Origin of the sequence: Streptomyces sp. NPDC050085 (genome assembly GCF_044460595.1) — a bacterium.
Lineage (GTDB): Bacteria > Actinomycetota > Actinomycetes > Streptomycetales > Streptomycetaceae > Streptomyces.
In genome coordinates, this window is the sequence record NZ_JBITJZ010000001.1 from 686,537 (window position 1) to 705,008 (window position 18,472).

Genomic DNA, 18,472 nt, shown 5'->3' on the forward strand with positions numbered 1-18,472 from the left:
GGGCGGTCAGCTCAGCCGCTGGTCGCCGAGTGCCTGGCGGGCCAGACCCACCGCTTCCTCGGTCATCCCGCCGATCTGCACGCTGATCTCGACCTGTTCGCCGGTCTCGTGCTCGGTGCCGACGACGCTCAGGAGTCCGGACGCGCTCAGCGTGAACTCGCACTGGATGGGCCAGCGTGCCGGTTTGTTCGGCGGGATCTTCAGCGTGCCCTGCGCGACGACCGTGTTGTGCACGACGTCGTCCGACTCCACCGAACCCGCCTGCTCCATGACCTCCAGGAGTACGCGGCGCTGGCCCGCGTCGAGGGTGTGGAAGGTGTCGGTCACGGAGGCGGGCAGTACGTCGTTGGCGTGCACGAGGTGGGTGACGTAGTCCTCGCGGGTGTCGAAGTGGGTGAGCTTGATGCCGTAGCCGCGCGAGGCGACGGTGGTGATGTCGTACGGGCGGTGCCCGAGCCCCGTCCCGTCCAGATCCGGCAGTTCGCCCTCGGTGAGCGTCCCGTCCGCGGCGCCGGCGAGGATGAACGCGGCCCGGTCCAGGGCGTACAGGGCGGCGCCGCGCGCGACCGCGAGGTCCGGGTTGTGCAGGCGCGGGTCGAAGCCGAACCGGTCGCGCAGCGCCTGTGCGACCGCGGGCATCTTCGTGGCGCCGCCGACCAGCAGGACCGCGTCGAACGCGCTCACCCCGCGCTCGGCGGCCAGCTCCACGGTGCGCTGCGTGATGTCGACGGTCCGGTCGAGCAGATCACGCGTGAGGTCCTGCACCAACTCCCTGGTCAGTTCGACGGGTTCGACGAGTCCTTGGTGCATGACGCGTACGGTGTAGCGCTCGCGGAACGACAGCGTCTTCTTCGCGTCCTCGGCGTCCTTGCGCAGCTGCGTCTCGGACTGCGGGTCGGCCAGCGGGTCGTCGGCGTCGGGGAACCGCTCCCGGAACCGCTCCACGAGGTGCAGCACGATCCGGTCGTCGAAGTCGGTGCCGCCGAGCTCCTTCGCGCCGTCCGTGCACAGCACGGTCAACTCCCGGCCGCGCAGCGTCAGTACGGTCGTGTCGAACGTGCCGCCGCCCAGGTCGTAGACGAGGACCGCCCGGTCGCCGCCCCCGGCTTCGTCAAGGCCTTCCAGCGCGCCGTAGTCGAGCGCGGCGGCGATGGGCTCGGCGACGACGTCCAGCACGTTCAGACCCGCGATCTCCCCGGCCTTGCGGGTGGCGTCGCGCTCGGCGAGGCCGAAGTACGCGGGCACGGTGATGACGACGTCCTTCACCGGGGCGCCGCCGCTGACCTCGGCGTCGTCGGCGAGCTTGCGCAGGATGCGGGCGGAGATCTCCTCGGGCGTGTACGGGCGGCCGTGGAACTCGCGCGGCACCACATCGCCCATGTCCCGCTTGATCAACTGCACGACGTGCTCGGGATCGAGCACGGTGGCGTCCTTGGCGCTCTGCCCGACCACGACGCTGTCGGCGCTCTCGAAGTACACGACGGACGGTGTGGTGTCCGTGCCCTCGATGCTGCGCAGCACGGTCGGCCTGCCGACCTCGTCGATGCGCGCCACGCACGAATAGGTGGTGCCGAGGTCGATCCCGTACACGGCCATGGTTCCTTACGCCCCTTCCACTTCCACGTCCACTTCCACGTCCGCTTCCACGGAAGCCTGCGGTTCCCACCGCGCGACGACGACATCGGCCTTGCGGATGACCCGCTCGCCGCGGGCGAATCCCGCGGTGCGGACGGCGGCGACGGTGCCGTCCGCCTCCGGTGCGGGCGCCGCGGACCTGGCCACCGGGCGGTGCAGCGCCCGGTCGAACTCCTCGCCCGGCTCGGGCCGGTAGCGCTCGGCGCCGGTGCGGGCGACGGCGTCGGCGGCCTCGTCGGCCAACGCGCCGAGCAGCGCCCGCAGTTCGTCCACGCCGAGGGGTTCGCTGACGTGCTCGGCCTGCCGCTGGATCTGGTCGTGCAGCCGGATCATCGACTGCCGGACGAGGTCGAGGGCGGCCTCGACCTCGCCGCGGCGCAGCCGCTCGACCTCGTCGTGCAGCCGGGTGACGATCTCCTCGCGGCTGCGCGCCAGTTCCTGCTGGCGGCCGAGCGCGGCGGCCAACTCCGCCGCGAGCGCCGCCGGTTCGGACGATCCCTCCGGAACCGCGTCGCCCGTGCTCCCCGTGCTCCCCGTACGCTCCGTCACACGATCACCCTAGAGGAGTCGGCCGCGGGGCGTCAGCGGATCGTCACCGCCTGCCCCGGCTCCAGGGTCACGTCCACGGCGAAGCCGCCGCGGGCGCCGACGCCGGTGACCGAGCCGGAGTCGGCCCAGGTGTCGGGCAGTGCGGCGAGCGGCACCGGCGCCGAACACGCCGGGGCGACGCTCCTGACGCACGGCCTGCCGCTGCGGCTTCCGAAGGGCGACAGGCCGAGCACGGCCGGTGCGGCTCACGCGGAAGCAGCGGGGGCGAGGGCCCCGCAGCTCCCGGCCCGGGGTCAACTCCCGCTACGCGGAGGCCAGTTCCGGATCAGCTTCGTGCGGGGCGTGGCGTACGTGCGTACCTTCGACGTGGACAGGCCGAGCCGCACCAGGGACTCGGCGACGGTCACCGCTGCCGCGACCCCGTCGACCACCGGTACCCCGGTCCGCTCCTTGACCCGCTCCGCGAGTCCGGCCATCCCGCCGCAGCCCAGGCAGATCACTTCGGCCCGGTCGACCTCGACGGCTCGTGCGGCCTCCTCCACGATCGCCTCGACGGCGGCGTCGGGATCCCGCTCCAGGTCGAGGACGGCCATCCCGCTGGCCCGCACCGACGCGCAGCGGTCGGTGAGTCCGGCCAGTTTCAGCCGGTCCTCGATCAGCGGCACGGCCCGGTCGAGCGTGGTGACGACCGAGTAGCGGTGCCCGAGGTACTGCGCGGTCGAGGCGGCGGCCTCGGTGATGTCGACGACCGGTACGTCGAGGAGTTCCTGCAGGCCTTCGCGCCCGTGCTCCCCGTACCCGGCCTGGATGACGGCGTCGAACGGCTCCGGGTACGCCCGCACCGCCTCCATGACGGAGATCGCGGCCAGGTAGCTCTCGTAGTTACCCTCGACCGACTCGGCGCCGAACGCCGGGGTGAGCGCCACGATCTCGGTGCCGGGCGCGGCGACGGACCGGGCCTGGGCGCCGATGGCGTCGGTCATCGTCGTGGTGGTGTTGACGTTGCAGACGAGTATGCGCATGGCGGTGATGGTGGCTGCTTTCTGTGCGGGGCCGCGACCGTGAACGGCGGTCGCGGTCAAGGGTGTTGCGACGTCCGGGCGCCCGGGCGGCCTCGGCGGGTCAGGCGGCGTCGACGGCGATCGCCTCGCCGTCGACGTCCCGCGCCGGTCGGCTGCGGTCGGCGAGGACGACGTAGAGCAGTGCGGCGAGGCCCGCACCGATGAACCAGGAGAAGCCCGAGATCGACGTGAAGGCGGGCACGAGGGCGACGACGACGGCGACCGCTGCGGCCGGGCCGAAGGCGCCGACGGCGCGCAGGTGGAAGCCGGAGCGGTAGTGGTAGTCGCCGTCGGCGGCGGCGGTGTAGAGGGCGGGCACGTTGACCCGTGTCCTGCGCACCAGCCAGTAGTCGGCCATGACGACACCGAACGCCGGGCCGAGCAGGGCGCCGAGGCCGCCGAGGAAGTAGTTGACGACGGTCGGCGAGTTGTAGAGGTTCCACGGCAGGATGACGAGGCCGATGACGGCGCTGACCAGTCCGGCCTTGCGGAAGTCGAGCTTGCGCGGGAACAGGTTGACCAGGGTGTAGATCGGGGCGACGAAGTTCGCCAGCAGATTGACGGCGATGGTCAGCGTGAGGAAGGCGACCGAGGCGAGCACCATCAGCGGGGTGCTGGGGATGGTCGCGACGATGTCCTCGGGCCCGGCGACGACGTGCCCGTCGAGCTTGAACTGGCCGCCGGACAGCACCACGACGATCCCGGCGAAGAACAGCATGTTGAGCGGGATGCCCACGAGGTTGCCGGCGACGATGGCGCGGCGGCTCTTGGCGGAGCGGGTGAAGTCGCAGAAGTTCAGGACGAACGTGCCGTAGATGACGACCCACAGCGCGGCGCTCTCGAGGATCTGCCGCCAGGCGTCGAGTCCGGTGGGCGCGCTGCCGGTGGAGACAGCGACGGAGAAGTCCGTCTTGGTGAGGATCCAGGCCGCCAGGGCGCACATCGTGATGAGGATGGCGGGCGCGGCGAACGCCATGTACTTGCGGATCAGCTCCATGCCGTAGCTGACGATGACGACCTGGACGATCCACAGCGCGACGAAGGTGATCCAGCCGAGCGTGGACAGGCCGAGGATCGAGTTGTGGTCGAGCGAGGCGGCACCCGGCGCGAGCTTCTTGACGACGGCGCGCAGCACGGACGACGCGAGGTAGGTCTGGATGCCGAACCAGGCGATGGCGACGGCTCCGCGCACGGCCGCGGGGATCTGCGCGCCCCGGATGCCGAAGGCGATGCGGCTCATGACGGGGAACGGGACGCCGGTCTTGTGGCCCATGTAGCCGGAGAGCGTGAGCAGTCCGAAGAGCAGCGCGGAGGCGATGGCGAAGGCGATGAGGATCTGCCAGACGCTCATCCCGAGGGCGAACAGGCCCATCGCGAAGGCGTAGTTGCCGAGGCTGTGCACGTCGTTGCCCCACAGCGTGAAGACGTTGTACGCGCCCCAGCGCCTGCCCTCTCTGCGCGTCGGGGCGAGGTCGGGACTGTAGAGACCGGGACTGGTCCCGTCCGGCACCTCAGCCGTGACTGTGGGGCTCTGTTCGTGCACGGCGACCATGACGCGCTCCCTCGCTTCCACATAGAGGAATTTCGTTTCCTCATTGCGGAGTGACGCTAGAGCGCCGGGGAGGGTCGGTCAATGGTTTTGGTATACCAATCTTCGGTTGAACGGAGAAGGGAGTCAAGACCCCCCTGAGCTGAAGACCCCCTGAGCCCAAGATCGAAGTCGCTGAGCGGCGCGAGCGCGTAGCCGTGATCCTCGCCGTCGGCGTCATCGGCGACCGGGTCGGCCGGCGCACCACCGTCGCCTACTGCGGCGGCATCGGCTGCGCCGTGTCCGCCCTCGTCCACCCTCGTCCTGCACTACGTCCCCGACCCGCTCGGCTCCTCGTACCTGGGATACGGAAAGATGGAGGGCGACGCGGCCGAGGGCCCGCGCTTCCACCAGGACCGGCTCGGCATGAAGGCGACCACGCCGATCGTCTCCGGCGGCATGAACGCGCTGCGGCTGCGTACGCGAACGACCACAAGGAGCTGCGCGGCGCCTTCGAGTCCTTCACGGCGGACGCGGACCAGCTGTACCCGGGCCGGCGCGAGGCGCTCAGCCGACCGGAGTCCAGTCCACCAACACCCAGGCCCGGTGCGGGATTTCACCCCACACGGTGAGGACACGATCGTCCTCCGCACCCACCGGCACCCGCACGGGCACACCGAGCGGGGCGAGCATCCACGCCGTGGCTCCTGTCGCGTCACCGGGGAGCGCGACAAGGGGCACGGCCGGATCCGCACTGCCGTTGACGACGGCGAGCCGGACCCCGCCGTCCGCGGTGCGGGACAGGTGCGGGATCAGATACGGGCCGCCGCTCACCAGCGGCAGCCGGGGGTCGGGACCTTCCAGGAAGCGCACGGTGGCGTGCAGCAGCCGCTGCCCTTCGTCGTCGCAGGGCAGCAGCGCGGGGGCGGTCGCGGCGAGGACGGCGACGCGACCGCCCCCAGCGTTGGTGTGGACGCACCGTCCGGCGCCCCAACTCCGGCCGTCCGGTGTACAGATGGTGCTCCACACGTCGGTACGTTCCCGGGGACGCAGTCGGGCGAGCGCGGGCTGGACGTTGACGCTGAGGACGGTGCCGTCGGCGGTCTGCTCGTACGCGTACGGGCCTTCGCCGGCAGTGTCCTCGCGGCCCACGATCCCGTCGACGGTGACGCCGGTCCACTCGGCGAAGCCGCGCTCGTCGAGGATCTGTGCGGCGGTCCCGTCGAGGAGGAGCCCGCCGGTCAGCATGCGGCGCAGTTCCGCGTCGTCGAAGGCCCGGGCCGCCTGCCCGAACAGCGCCTGCACCGGGGCCTGTTCGGCGGTGACCGGTACGCCGAGGCGCAGCAGGAAGTCGGCGGTGGGCCCGGGGTCAGCCACCAGGTCGCCGAGGTGGCCCGCCCGGCTCGTACGGACATGGGCGGCGGCATCGGGACGCGTCGGCACGCCCACGCCCCAGGTGACCTGTTCGTCCTGGGCGCGCGCGGCGACCAGGTCGAGGGCGGGCCGGGCGCGGCGCAGCAGCTCGGCGATGCGCGGGTGGCGCCGGGCGCGGCCGGAGTGGGTCGGGTGGAGGTTGAGCAACAGGGCGTCCGCGCCGGAGAGTTGGGCGGTGACCAGCTCGGACCAGGTCTGGGTGTCCGACTTGGACCAGGCGGTGTGCGGCCAGTTCTCGATCTCGGGTTCGCTGCGCACGCCCGGCGGGCGCAGGGCGCGCTGCTGCTCCAACAGCCAGACGGAGCGGCTGAGTTCACGCCCTGGCCCGTCCTCGTATCCGGCGAAGTGCGGGCGCTGCACGGCCTCGCCGTCGATGGACAGCGCGTCGAACAGGGCGGCCCAGTCCCGGCCCTCGACGCTGTGGGCGGCGGGCACGGAGCTCATCAGGCCGAGCCGGGAGCGGCCCTCGGAGTGTTTGTCGACGGCCTCGGCGACTGCCTGGGCCACCTCCAACTGGGCTTCGCGCCACACCTGTTGGAGCAGCGCACGCCAGGGGTGGGGACGGCCGGGTGCCGTGACGGCGGCGACGGCCTGTTCGCGGGTGACGGGGGCGCCGACGAGTGCGGCGAGCCGTTCCAGCATGAGGGGTTCGAAGCCGCCGCCCCAGCCGAGCGGGGCGTGGTTGTGGTAGCGGAAGTCGTCCTCCAACCACAGGACGCGCAGGCCGAGTTCGGCGAACCTGCCGTAGTGGGCGGTCAGCCAGGAGCGCCACAGCGGGCACGCGAACGACGCCTGCGCGGTGGCGACGGTCCCGTCCGGGCCGACCATGGGGGCGAAGCCGTGCCGGTCGCGCCGCCCGCGGTCCGCGTGCCCGGTGGTCACCCACGGGTTGAGGCCGACGTCGAGTCCGGCGTCCCGCAGGATCGCCGCCGTGGCGGCCGTGGCGTCGTAGAGCCGGTCCTCCGCCTCGCCGGAGGGGTGCCCGTTGTGGAACTCCTCGGCGGCGAGCAGCAGGACGACCTCGTCGACGCCCGCCTCCTGGCAGAACTCGGCGAGTTCCAGGGCCTGTTGCCCGGCGTCGCGGCCGGGACGGATCTGGAACCGCAGGTGGTAGCGGGCGGCGGGCACGCGGGGTCTCCTCTGGTGCGGGGGTGGTACGCGGCGTCGGGGCGGGGCGTCGCCGGGTGCGACGCCCCGCCCGCTCACCTCAGTGGTGGCGCCTTCAGTGGCGGCGCCTTCAGTGGTGGCACCTTCAGTGGTGGTGGTGTCCGCGCTCGGCGGGCTTGAGCGTCAGGGTCTGCTCGGCGGCCGTACGGGCACCGCCGACGCTGCTCCCGCTGGTGTCGGTCCAGGCGCGGGTGGGCGTGGTCTCGGCGAGCCGCCCGCTCTTGCCCGACATCCCGATCACCAGGCCGCTGTAGCGGTTGACCAGGTGGAAGGTGCCGGTGGCGCGGCCGTCGACGGTGCGGCCGGGGACGACGAACCACTGCTGGCCGACGGCCGGCCCGCCGGACGCCGTCGCGACGGAGAGCTTGGCGCCCCAGGCGCGGCCCGCGTTGCGGGTGGAGTCGACGCCGAGGAGCTGTCCGGTGGCGGCGTTCGCGATGCGGTAGGAGCCGTCACCGTTCGCGGTGAAGGTCCAACTGCCCGCTTGCGAGCCGTTGTCGGAGGCGACCGAGGTGACGCTCCGCCCGCTCACCGCGAGGGAGCGGCCGGCGCCGTTGCCGATGACGTACGGGGTGCCGGTGGCGACGGGCGCGGCCGGGGCGTTCGTCCCGACGGTCGTCTCGTAGTACTCGCCGCTCACCCCGCCCGAGCACTGGAACGAGCAGTAGCTGCGGAACTTCTTGCCGAGGATGGTGGACCCGGACTTGTTCACCGGGTCGAGCATCCACCGGTACCAGGAGCCCGTCTTGTAGGCGCCGGTGTCGCCGAGCAGCCGCCACTTCTGCGTGGCCAGGTCGTCGGTGGCGTAGAACCGCTGCGGTTCGCTGCTGTCCTGCACGATGGCCTCGGGCTGGCCGATGTACAGGCCGAGGTAGGCGTCGTAGCTGACGTTCATCGTCAACAGGTCGGCCTTCGCAGGGAGTTCACCGGCGGCCTGCTGCTGGGCGACGGTCCCCTTGTTCGCCGGGTCGTAGTCGTGCGCGACCGGGGTGTAGCCCGTGGTGTGCGTGGCGTCGACCGGCTCCATGTTGCTTTCGAGGCCGCCGATGCCGGGCTGCGACCAGGCGCCGTCGTACCACTTCTTCCAGGAACCGGGCGCCATCTTCCCGGACATGGGCGCGCGGGCGACGTGCGCGCGGCTGCCGTCGGTCCAGCCGCCGGGGACGCCGCCCTTCGGGATGACGCGGGAGTTGTAGTAGACGTAGAAGTAGCCGGAGGCGGTGTCGACGAAGAGCCGCGGGTCGCCGTCGCCGTAGTAGTACGTCTCGTTCGGGAAGGCCGCGGTGTCACCGCGCTTGGTGCTGTAGGGCGAGCTCAGTACGTGGGACTTGATGTCCCAGGTGTGGCCCTGGTCCTTGGAGACGGCGTAGTCGATGGCGTCGTAGTGCAGCCCGTCGCCGAAGGGCTGCGGGGTGAACTCGTTGTGCACGAGCCCGTACCAGTCGCCGGTGTCCGGGTCGACCCACACGCCCATCAGGTCGCAGTAGTTCTTCTGCGCGTAGTGCGATCCCGCGGGGGCGTAGCTGGCCTCGCGGCCCGTCGGGCTGTTGTTGCACCGCCACGTGGTGTCGTTGTTGCGGTCGTCGGCGTTCGCCGGGTTCACCGCGTCGCTCAGCGCGGCGTCGCGCGGGGCGGAGTCGAAGTCCTTGCCGGTGTAGAAGCCCCACTCGCGCGGGTCGTTCACGTCGTACAGGGCGTGCGCGGACTGGTAGTGGAACGTGCCGTCCTTGTCGATGAAGGTGGCGGCGGGCGAGTCGTCGGGGTTCGTCCACGGCCCCTTCGCCCCGACGGTCACCGTGTACGTGGGGGTGTCCGCGGTGGCCGGGCCTGACGCCGCCGCGCCGCCGAGGACGGCGGCCACGGCCGCAAGGGCCATGACGCCTCTTGCTCTGGAACGGCTGGAACGGGCTGACACAGAGTGCTCCTCTCCCGCACTGAATTAGTTCGACTACGATCCGAACTAATAGGGGAGGCTGTCAAGACCCACGGCACGGCGCCCTTACCCAACTGCCGCTGGAACCGGGCGCTTTGCCATGATGTGAGGAACACAAGAGGTGAGGACCGAGTGAAGGCCGACCTGCGCGCGACGACGCCGGAGCACACCGCCCTGTCCGGGCCGTCCCGGCCGCGCGACCGCGGCTCCGTGCGCCGCGCCAACCTGGCCCTGGTGCTGCGCATCCTGCGCGACCAGGGCCCGCGCTCGCGCGCCCGGATCGCCACGGACACGGGCCTGCCCAAGCCGACGGTGACCAGCCTGGTCGCCGAGCTGGTCCAGCTCGGCCTCGCGGGCGAGGGCTCGACGGCGCGCGAGGGTTCCGTGGGCCGCCCCGGCACCCTCGTCCACGTCGACGGACGGAACATCTGCGGCATCGGTGTCGAGATCAGCACGAGTTACGTCCATGTCCTCGCCCTCACCCTCAACGGCAGGACGGCGTACGAGCACCGCAGCCCGCTCGCCGCGGGCGCCGCCGGGGCCGACGCGGTCCTCGACCTGACGGCGCGGGCGGTCACCGACTGCACCACGGCCCTGGCCCGCGACGGAATCCGCCCGGTCGGCCTCTCGCTCGCCGTGCCCGGTGTCGTCGACACGGCCTCCGGCGTCGTCGCGTACGCGCCCGCGCTCGGCTGGCGGGACGTCCCGGTGACCGAGGGCCTGCGCACGCGCCTCGCACCGGCCGCGGCGCTCCCCCTCGCCGTGGAGAACGACGCGAAGCTGGGCGCCGTCGCCGAGTACCTGCGCGCCCAGGACACGCAGGTGCACGACATGGTCTGCATCACGGGCGAGCGCGGCATCGGCGCGGGCATCATCAGCGACGGCCGGCTGCTGCGCGGCTTCGCCGGTTTCGCGGGCGAGGTCGGCCACATGCCGCTCGACCCGGAGCGCCGTCCCTGCGTGTGCGGGCGACGCGGCTGCTGGGAGACGATGGTCGGCCTCGACGCGATCCTGCGCCTCGCGGCCGACCCCGACGACGAAGTCCACGACCCCGCCGTCGAGTTGGAGCTGCGCCTGGCCGAACTCCACGCCCGTGCCGAGGCCGGCGACGCGCGCACCCTGGAGGCGATGTCCCGCGTCGCGGACGCCCTGGGCCTGGGCATCGCCCTGCTCGCGGACCTCCTCAACCCCGGCCTGGTGGTCCTCGGCGGCTACTTCACGCACATCGGCGACCTGATGCTCGACCGCGTCCGCGAGGTGGTGCGGGAGCGGGTCATCGCGCCCGACGGCGGCGGCTGCGAGGTGGTCCTGTCGGGGCTCGGGTTCGCGGCGGCGGCGCGGGGCGGGGCGCAGTTGGCGCTGGACGGGGTGTATCGGGATCCGGGTGGGATGGGCTGAGGCCGTTCGCGGCCCACACGGCGAAGCGGCCCGCCAAGGGGGAACCCCGGCGGGCCGCTTCGGTCATGGCCGTACCTCTGTGTCAGCCGCTGTCCGTGCTGGACCACTCCAGCACCGTGCACTCCGCGTCCCACCAGGGCAGTGCGTGGCGCACCTGGTCGAGCCGGCGGCCCGAGTAGTCCGGCAGCATCTCAGGCACTCCGCGGACTTCCAGCAGACGGAAGTCCGCCGCCCTGCCCTCGACGGACAGTTCGCCGTCCAGGAAGAGGCCGAGGTCGATCCGCCAGGCCCCCTTGGTCATGGAGGGAGAGCTCGACCCCACCGGAAAGTTGAACAGCTCAACCTCCGGAGGCGTCTCCCTCCAGCTGAACGACCGCAGTCCGCGTACGACCAGAAGGGCCGCGTTCCCCGTGCGGTACTGCAGGGCCGTACGCATGTCCAGGAGCAGCCCGGCACGGCCGGTCAGCGGACACACCCGGCAGTCGAGGAGGGCGGCTTCCTGCAGTGCGTCGGACTCGCGCAGCGGATCCCAGTCGGTGGGAACGCCCTGCATGCCGTCCACGGCGCCGATGAAGTGGTCTTCGATACGTGTCATGGGATCGCGATGTGGTTGTAGGGGTCACTGTTCGGGATTCCGACCTGCCCCGTGATGGGGTTCATGGAATGGCCCGCCTCGTCCATATAGATCACATAGCCGTTCGGGTACTGGTACTTGCCCTTCGTGACCGGGTCCATCACACGGACGTAGGCGACGCGGTCGTGGAGCCCGTTGGCCGCGGCCTCACCCTTCTTGATCTCGTAGACCCAGCCGCTGCCCTTGTCGGTGGTGGCAACGGCCTTGCGCCCCTTGGGCAGCCACAACGACTCGCCCTTGGGCCCGAGCACGTTGCCGACGAGGCACCGGCTGTTGTGGACCAGCAGCGGAGTGCCGCCCGCCAGCACATAGTACGAGTGCAGACCCTCGACGGTGAGGTTGTAGGTCCGCGCGTACTGAGGGAAGAACCGGGTCGCAGAGACGGTGACGGTGTCACCGGTGTCCGTGCGCAGGGTCATACCCGGCTCGAGGTCGGCCGCCTCGACCCAGCGCTGCTCGGACGGGGACCAGAACGGGTGCTCCTCCGTGGCCGTCAGCTTCTCCGCGCCGCCGGGCGTCGCGAGGGTGAGTTCGGCGAAGTACTTGTCGCCCTCGGTGACGATCAGGTCCGTGACCTTGCGGGACCCGGTCTCACCTGTGACCGGGTCCGAGGCGCGTACCGCGTCGCCGACCTGGACCGACTCGATGGTCTTCGTCGAGCCGTCGGCCATGACGACCTTCGTGCCCGCGAGGAAACACTGGGCGCACTTCTGGGCCATACGTGCGGCCCGGCTGCTGTCGATCGCTCCCTCGACGCCCTCGACGCCCTTCTTGAGGAGCTTGAGCTTGCCGACGGGCAGGAAGCTCATCGCGGCCAGGGCGCACTGGCCGAGAGCCGGGTTCTCGATGCACTTCTTCGCGTCGTTGATCCCGAGGACCTCCCAGACGATCTCCTTCATCGTCGGGTCGATCGTGGGGAACACGAGTTCCTGACCGGCCAGGGCGCACGGCGGCAGGCTGTCCCGGTTCATCGGGATGTAGCACTTGGGCTTGTTCGCCTCCGCCTCCCGCTCCTTCTTGCGGCGTTCCTCGGCGAGGCGACGCTGCTCGGCCTCCTCGGCCTCGCGCTTCTTGACCACGTCCTTCCACGCGGCGGTGGCGTCGGCCTTCGCGTCGTCGGCACTCTTGCCCGCGGCGATCGCGTCCGCGTGCGCACGGTCGCTCGCCTCCTGTGCCTCGTACGCCGAGGTACGCGCGTAGTCGGCGGAGAACTCGGCCTGAGCGGCCGACTCCTCGGCAGCGACGGCGTCCTGGTTCGCCCGGGTCGCGGCGGCGCGCGCCGTGGTCGCGGACGTCTTGGCCTGCGCGGCGCTCGTCTCGGCCCGGTCGGCGGCCGCGTCGGCGTCGTCGGCGTACCCCTTGGCCTCCCCGGCGCTGGTCTCCGCTTCCACCCTGGCCTGCTCGGCCAGGTCGGAGGCGTTCTGCGCCAGGTAGGAGGCCTGCGCGGCGAGCGCGCTGTTCTTGCGGGCCTCGGCGGCGATCTCCTGGCCCTCGGCGATGAGCCGCTCGACCTGCGCGACGTGCGTGGCGGCGAGCTGGTCCTTGCGGTCGGCCATGTACTGGCCGGCCTGGACGAACTTGTGCACCTCGTCGGCGGACCCCGCCAGGGCGATCTTCGCCGCTGACTTGACCTCGGGTCCACCGTTGTTGAACAGGGTGGTGCTGGTCACCCGCTCGTCGGCCTGCTGGGCCGTGTACTGCCCCTTGTTGAGGAAGTCGAGCAGCGCCGCGGTGCTCCCGTCGGCCAGGGCCGTCTTGGCGGCTTCCTTGACGCCGGGGCCACCGTCGTTGGCAAGCTTCGTGACGGCGACGCGGTAGTCGGCGTTCGCGGCCTCGTGCTGACCTGTGGTGTAGAAGTCGAGGATCTGCTGGTCGGTACCGTTCAGGACCGCGGTCGCCGCGGTGCGCACGGCCTCGTAGGGGCTGTCGGAGGCGAGGTCGGTCACCTGCTGGCGCGTCTCGTCGGCAACCGCCTTGCCGTACCCGGTCTTGAGGTACGCGATCACGTCGGCGTCGGTGCCCGCGAGGGCCTCGGCTGCGGCGTCCTTGCGCCAGGAGCCGAAGTACTCCAGGGAGCGCAGCGCCACCGCGCGGCCCTTGGTGGCGATGGCGGCCTGGTCGGCCCCGGGCTTGTCCGCCTCGACGGCCAGGGCCTTGGTGTCGTCCACGATGGACTGGCCCTCGACGACCGACTTCGAGACCTCGACCGTGAACTCGTCGGCCGTCGCCTTGTGCGTCATCGCGGACTCGACGCCCGCGTTGGTACGGGTGTTGAGGTCCTCGGCCTCGGTCTCGCGGGCGATGTCGAAGGTCTTCTGCGCGGTCGCGACCGCCGCGGTGGCGGTGTCCGCGGCCGTCTTGGCGGCGGCGGCCTGCTTCTTGGCCTCGGCTGCCTGGTCGGCGGCCTCACCGGCGTGCGCGGCCGCCTCCTCGGCGGCCGCCGCGGCGTTCTCGGCGTGCGTGGCGGCCGAGTTGGCCGCGTCCCGCGCCTCGTTGGCAGCCAAGGCCGACTTGCGGGCCAGCGCCTCGGCGGCGTTGGCGGCCCGGTTGGCCTCGTTCGCGTGGCGGCGCGTCTCCGCCGCGGCGGCACGGGCCTCGGCCGAGGAACCACCGGCGGCTGCCGCGTAGTCGGCGGCGTCGTCGGCGGCGTCGGCGGCCTTGTTGGCGTTGCCGGTCGCGCTGCGCGAGGCGGCGGCCGCGTCGGCTGCGGCCAGCGACGCCTTGCCTGCCTGCTCGGCGGCCTTGGCCGACTTCTTCGCCAGCTCCCCGGCCTTGCGCGCCTCGGCGGCCCGGTCCCGGGCAGCCTGCGCCTTGTCCTTGTCCAGGCTCGCGGCGTACGCGGCACTGGAGGCCCGGCCCGCGGCCTCGGCCGCGGCGGCTGCCGCGTTTGCGGTCTGCGCGGCGGCGAGTGCCGCGCGGCGGGCCGAGCGGTTGGCGGCGTTGGCCGCGCCGATCGCCTGCTGCGAGGCCTCTGCGGCCGCGCGGGCGGCGTCGGCGGCCTGCTTCGCCTTCACCGAGGCGCGGTTGGCGTCGTTCTTGGCGGCCTCGGTCTCGCGGGCGGCCTTCTCCGCGGCCTCCTGGGCGAGGGCCGCGGCGGCGATCGCCTTCGCGGACGCCTCCTCGGCCTTCTCCGTGGCCTCCTCGGCCTGCTTGCCCGCCTTCTCCGCCTGCGCCGTCAGCTGCGCGATCGTGGCGTATTCCTGGTCACGGTTGCGCGCGACGAACTGGCCGACCTCGAGGAACTCGACGATGTCGTCGGGCGTGCCCATCAACGCCAGCTTGGCGGCGGCCTTCACGTTGACGCCGCCGGAGTTGTAGAGCTTGGTGACCTCGACCCGGTCGTCGGTCGCCTGTGCCGTGAACTGACCGGCCTCGAGGAACTGCTTGACGTCCGCGGCGGTACCGAGCAGCGCCGCCTTGCCCGCGTCCTGCACCCCGGGGCCGCCGTAGTTCACGACGGAGGTGGCCTGCACCCGCAGGTCCTGCTCGTTCGGGGCTTTCCAGCCCGTGTCCAGGAAGGCTTCGACGTCGGCCGGTGTGCCTGCGAGCGCCTGCTTCGCCGCGGCCCGCACCGCCGGACCACCGGCGTTCACCACACGGGAGACGTCCACCCGGTCGTCGATCTGCGCGATCGCGGGGGCGTCCGTGAGGAACTGGCGGATGTCGTCGTCCGAGCCCAGAAGCGCCTTCTCGGCCGCCTCCTTGATGCCGGTGCCGCCATCGAGCCAGTACCCCACCGCCAGGCCGCGGTTCGCGGTCGGCGCGGGGTCCTCCGCGGACGCGGGGGTGGTGCCCAGAAGTGTCGCCGTCAGCGTGACGGACAGCACCGCCGCACAAGCCGCCCGCAGCCCGAGCCCACTCGGCATCCCGCCACCGCGAGGTCTGTTCGTTCGCCCCAGGCGTATGGAGCGCAATGGTCGATTCACCTAAAGGTCCTTCGTTAACCAATCACCACTCACCCGAAGAGAACTCCCAAAAGGGACACGCAGCGCTATGTCCGTTTTCTGGGAGATCGCGGGGAAGTGAATGCGAATGCGAAACCTTGACACACCCATAACAAATGACACACCGTCAAGAACCGGCATTCCTGCAGGTCTTCGCTGAAATGGAAGTGCGCGGTCCGGATCTTACATGTGCTTTACTTTAGCCAACCCTAGTGATTACCTGGCGAGCACATTTGCTCCATATGTCATCTCCCTGTGAGGAATCCATGGCGATATCCCCTGCCCGGAAGACCCTTCTGGGCGGTCTCACCGCTGCCCTCGCGCTGGGCCTCGGCGTCACCGCGCTTGCCCTCCCGCAGAGCGCCCCCGCCGCCCCCCGGGCCGCGGCCGCGGCCTCCGACGTGCCGAGCCTGGTCGAGGACTTCAACTACCCGGGTTCCGCCAAGGTCCTGGCCGAGCGCGGGGTCACCCTCAAGCGCGGCGACGGCCACGTCTGGCTCACCGACGCCACCACGCTCGGCGACTGCGCCGACGCCTCGAACATCGCGATCGAGTCCCGCAAGGGCGTCTTCTGCTTCAAGACCAACGCCAAGTCCGGCTTCCTGACGCTCGAACTGCCCGACACCTTCAGCATCTGGACCCAGGACCACCCGGTGAAGGCCACGCTGACCGCCGAGGGCCAGGACACCGTCGTCAGCGCCCCCGCCAACGACCTCACTCCGGTCGGCGAATCCGGGGACTCGGGCCTGCGCTCGGTCCTCGTCGAGATCCGCGTCACCGGCTGACCCCGGTCCCGCCGGTCCCGCACTCCTTCTCCGCGCGCCCGTCGCCCGTCAGCGCGCACCGAACCCCAGGAACATCAACGTGTCTCACATACGCCCCCGCGCCGCGCTGACGAGCACCCTGCTCGCCGCCGGCGTCGTGTCCGGTGTGCTCACCGGCGCCCCCGCGCAGGCCGTGACCGGTGCCGCCGCCGCGCCGACGTCGTACGCGTACACCGCCCAGATCACCGTCGGCGACCACGACCGCGGCTGCTCCGCGACGCTCGTCGACACCGAGTGGCTGCTGACGGCCGCCAGTTGCTTCGCCGACGCCACGGGCGCCGTGCCCACCGGTGCGCCGAAGTCGCCGACGACCGCCGTCGTCGGTACGACCGAGCAGCGCCGGATCGTCGAACTCGCCCCGCGCACCGACCGCGATGTGGTCCTGGCCCGGATGAGCCGCCCCGTCACGACGATCGCGCCGGTCGCCCTGGCCGCCACCGCGCCCGCCGCCGGCGAGGAGCTGACGTTCGCCGGGTACGGCCGCACGACGACCGAGTGGTCGGCCGTCGCCGCCCACACCGGCACCTACACCGTGAACGGCGCGGACGCCACGTCCGCCTCGGTCACCGGCAAGTCCGTGGCCGCGTGCGCGGGCGACGCGGGCGGCCCCGTGCTGCGCGGGACGGGCGGCACGGCCACCCTCGTCGGCCTCAACAGCCGGTCGTACCAGGGCGGTTGCTTCGGCACCGACGCGGCCGAGACCCGTACCGACGGCGTCGTGTCCCGCGTCGACGACCTCGCCTCGTGGGTGAGCGCCAAGACCGGCGCGACCCGCATCACCGACTTCAACGGCGACGGCGTCGAGGACATCGCGGTCTCCGACCCGAAGGCGACCGTCGGCGGCGTCACCGGCGCGGGCCTGATCCGCGTCGTGCTCGGCGGCGGCAAGGGCACCGCCGAGATCACCCAGGACCTCGACTGGGTGGCCGGTGCCGCCGAGACGAACGACGGCTTCGGCGAGACCCTCGCGACCGTCGACTACGACGAGGACGGCTACACCGACCTCGTGGCGGGCTCCCCCTCCGAGGACGTGGGCAGCGCGACCGACTCCGGTTTCGTCGACGTGTTCTACGGCGGTCCCGGCGGCCTCGGCAGCGGCGCCACGAAGGCCACCCACCTCGAGCAGGGGGCGGGCACCGGCACGATCGCCGGCTCCACCTCCGAGGTGGACGACCGCATGGGCCACGCCCTCGCCGCCGGCACCACCCAGGCCGGTGAACCGTACGTCCTGATCGGTGTCCCCGGTGAGGCGCTCGGCACGGTGAAGAAGGCGGGCGCCGCGTTCTACGTGCACAGCGGCACCAGCGTCTCGATCCACCAGGACAAGACGGACGTCCCCGGCTCCCCCGAGGCGAACGACCGCTTCGGCGCCGCCGTCGCGGGCAACGCCAACCACCTCGCCATCGGCGGCCCGAACGAGAACATCGGGGCCAAGGTCGACGCGGGCGGCATGGTGATCTTCAACCCGAACAAGCTGAACGCGGACAAGATCCCGACCCCGATCAGCGGCATCGACCAGGACATGGACACCATCTCCGGGTCGGCCGAGGAGGGCGACGAGTTCAGCGCCTCGCTGGCCATGACCGCGTACCGTCCCTCGGGCGCCGCGGCCGCCACCGAGTCGATCCTGGCGATCGGCTCCCCCGGTGAGGGCGTCGTCGTCGGCACCGAGAACCGGCTCGACGCGGGTCGCGTGGTCCTCGTCCGCATCAAGGCCGACGGCACCTGGAGCGAGCTGCGCGAGCTGAAGCAGGGCACCGCCGACGACGACGTCTCCGGCACCTCCGAGGCGGGCGACCGCATGGGCGAGACGGTCACGGCGATCAACACCGCGCCGCGCGCCGTCTCCACCGAGGCGACGATGAAGCTCGCGGTCGGCGTGCCCGGCGAGGCGATCGGCACCGCCACCAAGGCCGGTGCGATCCACACGTTCTCGCTGCTCGGCACGGCCGGCGCCAACGACCGCTGGATCGAGGCGGGCGACGGCGACGGCATCCCCGGCCCGGCCGGCGCGAACCAGGCCCTGGGCAAGAGCCTCCACTTCACCGGCACCAAGCTCTACGCCGGAATGCCCTACGGCCCGTCCGCCTACGGCACCCTGTACGCGCTGCCGCTGTCGAACGTGACCGCCGGCGGCACCGTCGCCCCGGTGACGACGTACCAGCCCGGCACGGGCGGACTGCCCGCCGCGGGCGCGGACTTCGGCGTCGCGGCGCGCTGATCACGCAGCACGAAGGGGGTGGCCCCGGGGACCCCGCCGGGGTGCCGGGGGCCCCCCCCTTTGCGCCGGCACCCCCCCCCGGCGCAGAAGGGCGTCTGGAGACCCGTGGCGGTAGCCACGGGGTCGCCGCGCCGCCGCGTCAGG

12 protein-coding genes are annotated in these 18,472 nt (G+C 71.9%); 3 read left to right on the forward strand and 9 right to left on the reverse strand.

Annotated features, from left to right (window positions below; genetic code table 11):
• Positions 1-6: 6 nt before the first annotated feature.
• The 7 genes from ACIBUY_RS02860 to ACIBUY_RS02890 all read right to left on the reverse strand — a co-directional run bounded on the left by ACIBUY_RS02860 (position 7) and on the right by ACIBUY_RS02890 (position 9,250).
• Entirely contained in the window at positions 7-1,596 is a 1,590-nt protein-coding gene (locus ACIBUY_RS02860) for an Hsp70 family protein (RefSeq protein WP_365568387.1), read from the reverse strand.
• A 6-nt stretch (positions 1,597-1,602) separates the two neighbouring features.
• Complete coding sequence (locus ACIBUY_RS02865) at positions 1,603-2,184, reverse strand: nucleotide exchange factor GrpE (protein ID WP_399151511.1); 582 nt, start codon at positions 2,182-2,184, stop codon at positions 1,603-1,605.
• 32 nt (positions 2,185-2,216) lie between these two features.
• Complete coding sequence (locus tag ACIBUY_RS02870) at positions 2,217-2,339, reverse strand: glycoside hydrolase family 95-like protein (protein ID WP_399151512.1); 123 nt, start codon at positions 2,337-2,339, stop codon at positions 2,217-2,219.
• A gap of 138 nt (positions 2,340-2,477) precedes the next feature.
• On the reverse strand, positions 2,478-3,206 hold the full coding sequence (locus ACIBUY_RS02875; RefSeq protein WP_399151513.1) for an aspartate/glutamate racemase family protein: 729 nt from the start codon (positions 3,204-3,206) through the stop codon (positions 2,478-2,480).
• 100 nt (positions 3,207-3,306) lie between these two features.
• Positions 3,307-4,797: an NCS1 family nucleobase:cation symporter-1 gene (locus tag ACIBUY_RS02880; RefSeq protein WP_365568396.1), complete on the reverse strand. Its 1,491-nt coding sequence runs from the start codon at positions 4,795-4,797 to the stop codon at positions 3,307-3,309.
• Between the two features lie 543 nt (positions 4,798-5,340).
• Positions 5,341-7,335 carry a hypothetical protein gene (locus tag ACIBUY_RS02885; RefSeq protein WP_399151514.1) on the reverse strand — a complete coding sequence of 665 codons (1,995 nt, stop codon included), beginning with the start codon at positions 7,333-7,335 and terminating at the stop codon, positions 5,341-5,343.
• A gap of 124 nt (positions 7,336-7,459) precedes the next feature.
• Positions 7,460-9,250, reverse strand: coding sequence for an RICIN domain-containing protein (locus tag ACIBUY_RS02890; protein WP_399151515.1), 1,791 nt, complete (start codon positions 9,248-9,250; stop codon positions 7,460-7,462).
• A gap of 189 nt (positions 9,251-9,439) precedes the next feature.
• On the opposite strand from ACIBUY_RS02890, the gene ACIBUY_RS02895 reads away from it, so the two are divergent.
• Positions 9,440-10,705 carry an ROK family protein gene (locus ACIBUY_RS02895; RefSeq protein ID WP_399151516.1) on the forward strand — a complete coding sequence of 422 codons (1,266 nt, stop codon included), beginning with the start codon at positions 9,440-9,442 and terminating at the stop codon, positions 10,703-10,705.
• A gap of 82 nt (positions 10,706-10,787) precedes the next feature.
• On the opposite strand, the gene ACIBUY_RS02900 is transcribed toward ACIBUY_RS02895, so the two are convergent.
• Both ACIBUY_RS02900 and ACIBUY_RS02905 read right to left on the reverse strand, forming a co-directional pair.
• Complete coding sequence (locus tag ACIBUY_RS02900; protein WP_399151517.1) at positions 10,788-11,300, reverse strand: hypothetical protein; 513 nt, start codon at positions 11,298-11,300, stop codon at positions 10,788-10,790.
• Positions 11,297-15,205, reverse strand: coding sequence for a polymorphic toxin-type HINT domain-containing protein (locus ACIBUY_RS02905; RefSeq protein ID WP_399151518.1), 3,909 nt, complete (start codon positions 15,203-15,205; stop codon positions 11,297-11,299). The genes ACIBUY_RS02900 and ACIBUY_RS02905 overlap by 4 nt, the downstream gene beginning before the upstream one ends.
• A gap of 344 nt (positions 15,206-15,549) precedes the next feature.
• Here ACIBUY_RS02905 and ACIBUY_RS02910 point away from each other — a divergent pair, with 344 nt between their 5' ends.
• Positions 15,550-16,068 (forward strand): hypothetical protein, encoded by a 519-nt coding sequence (locus ACIBUY_RS02910; protein WP_399151519.1) that lies wholly within the window; start codon positions 15,550-15,552, stop codon positions 16,066-16,068.
• 79 nt (positions 16,069-16,147) lie between these two features.
• On the forward strand, positions 16,148-18,328 hold the full coding sequence (locus tag ACIBUY_RS02915) for a trypsin-like serine protease (protein WP_399151520.1): 2,181 nt from the start codon (positions 16,148-16,150) through the stop codon (positions 18,326-18,328).
• The last annotated feature ends 144 nt before the right edge of the window (positions 18,329-18,472 follow it).